The organism is Bacillus sanguinis (genome assembly GCF_018332475.1).
Taxonomy (GTDB): domain Bacteria; phylum Bacillota; class Bacilli; order Bacillales; family Bacillaceae_G; genus Bacillus_A; species Bacillus_A sanguinis.
On sequence record NZ_BOQB01000045.1, the window covers coordinates 1 to 1,654 of the forward strand.

General features: G+C 34.1%; 1 protein-coding gene. It reads left to right on the top strand.

Annotated elements, in window-relative coordinates:
* Positions 1-90 precede the first annotated feature (90 nt).
* On the top strand, positions 91-1,527 hold the full coding sequence (locus tag KI369_RS06320; RefSeq protein WP_001053964.1) for an IS4 family transposase: 1,437 nt from the start codon (positions 91-93) through the stop codon (positions 1,525-1,527).
* Positions 1,528-1,654: the final 127 nt, after the last annotated feature.

Consider the following 1,654-nt stretch of genomic DNA (forward strand, 5'->3'; position numbering starts at 1 on the left):
ATGCCCATCAACTTAAGAATTTTCACTACCCCCAAGTGACAAAAAACGTTATTCTTTCTAAAAAGCTAGCTAGAAAGGGTGACATTTTTTATGAATCTTTCGATTCAAGATGAATTACAACTATTTTCTGAAGAACTGTATCGTCATTTAACCCCTTCTCTTTTGGAAGAACTCGCAAAAGAATTAGGTTTTGTAAAAAGAAAACGAAAGTTTTCTGGAAATGAATTAGCTACCATATGTATTTGGGTAAGTCAACGTACAGCGAGTGACTCGCTTGTTCGACTATGCAGTCAATTACATGCGGCCACAGGCACTCTTATGAGTCCAGAAGGACTCAATAAACGCTTTGATAAAAAAGCGGTTGAATTTTTGAAATATATTTTTTCGGCATTATGGAAAAGTAAAATCTGTGAAACATCGGCCATTTCAAGCGCGGCGCTCACGTATTTTCAACGAATTCGTATTTTAGATGCGACGATTTTCCAAGTACCAAAACATTTAGCCCATGTATATCCTGGATCAGGTGGTTGTGCACAAACAGCGGGTATCAAGATTCAATTAGAATATGACTTACATAGCGGACAGTTTCTAAACTTTCAGATAGGTCCAGGAAAAAATAATGATAAGACCTTTGGAACAGAATGCTTAGACACATTACGTCCAAGCGATTTATGTATCCGTGATTTAGGTTATTTTTCATTAGAAGACTTAGATCAAATGGATCAACGAGGTGCTTATTATATATCCAGATTAAAATTAAACCATACCGTGTATGTAAAAAATCCGTTTCCAGAATACTTTCGAAACGGAACCGTAAAAAAGCAATCACAGTATATCCAAGTTGATTTAGAACATATTATGAACAATTTAAAACCCGGTCAAACATACGAAATAAAAGAAGCTTACATTGGAAAGAATCAAAAACTATTCACACGTGTAATTATCTATCGTTTAACAGACAAACAGATACAGGAACGTAGAAAAAAACAAAGTTACACTGAAAGTAAAAAGGGTATTACATTTTCAGAAAAGAGTAAACGATTAACGGGTATCAACATATATGTCTCAAATACGCCTGAAGGAGTTGTTCCGATGGAACAAATACATGACTTTTACTCCCTTCGCTGGCAAATAGAAATTATTTTTAAAACGTGGAAATCCTTATTTCAAATTCATCATTGGCAAACTATCAAAAAAGAGCGATTAGAATGTCATGTGTATGGAAGACTTATTGCCATCTTTATCTGTTCTTCTACGATGTTTAAGATGCGTAAACTTCTTTTGCAAAAGAACAAAAGAGAATTAAGTGAATATAAAGCCATTGGGATGATTCAAGATCATGTATCGCTGTTATATCAAGCGATACAGAGAAACACCCAAAATCTAACAAAGATTTTAATCCGTTTGTTCGACCTCCTACAGAAGAATGGACGGAAATCTCATCGATATGAGAAGAAAACTATCTTTGATATTATGGGTGTTGTCTATGAGTATAATGGGTTTGGAAAACAAAAGAAAGCTGCATAATTTTTAAAATGAAACTCGTTAGAGTTTATTTGGTGTGTGTACTTTTCAATACCAAAAGTACATTACGTGTTTTTTAGTTTGTTTGAACGAAAGTTCATTTTGTTTTCGTTCTTAAGTTGATGGGCAT

Excerpts from the sequence above, each read along its gene's own strand:
- KI369_RS06320 (WP_001053964.1), top strand. The coding sequence starts at position 91 with ATGAATCTTTCGATTCAAGATGAATTACAACTATTTTCTGAAGAACTG.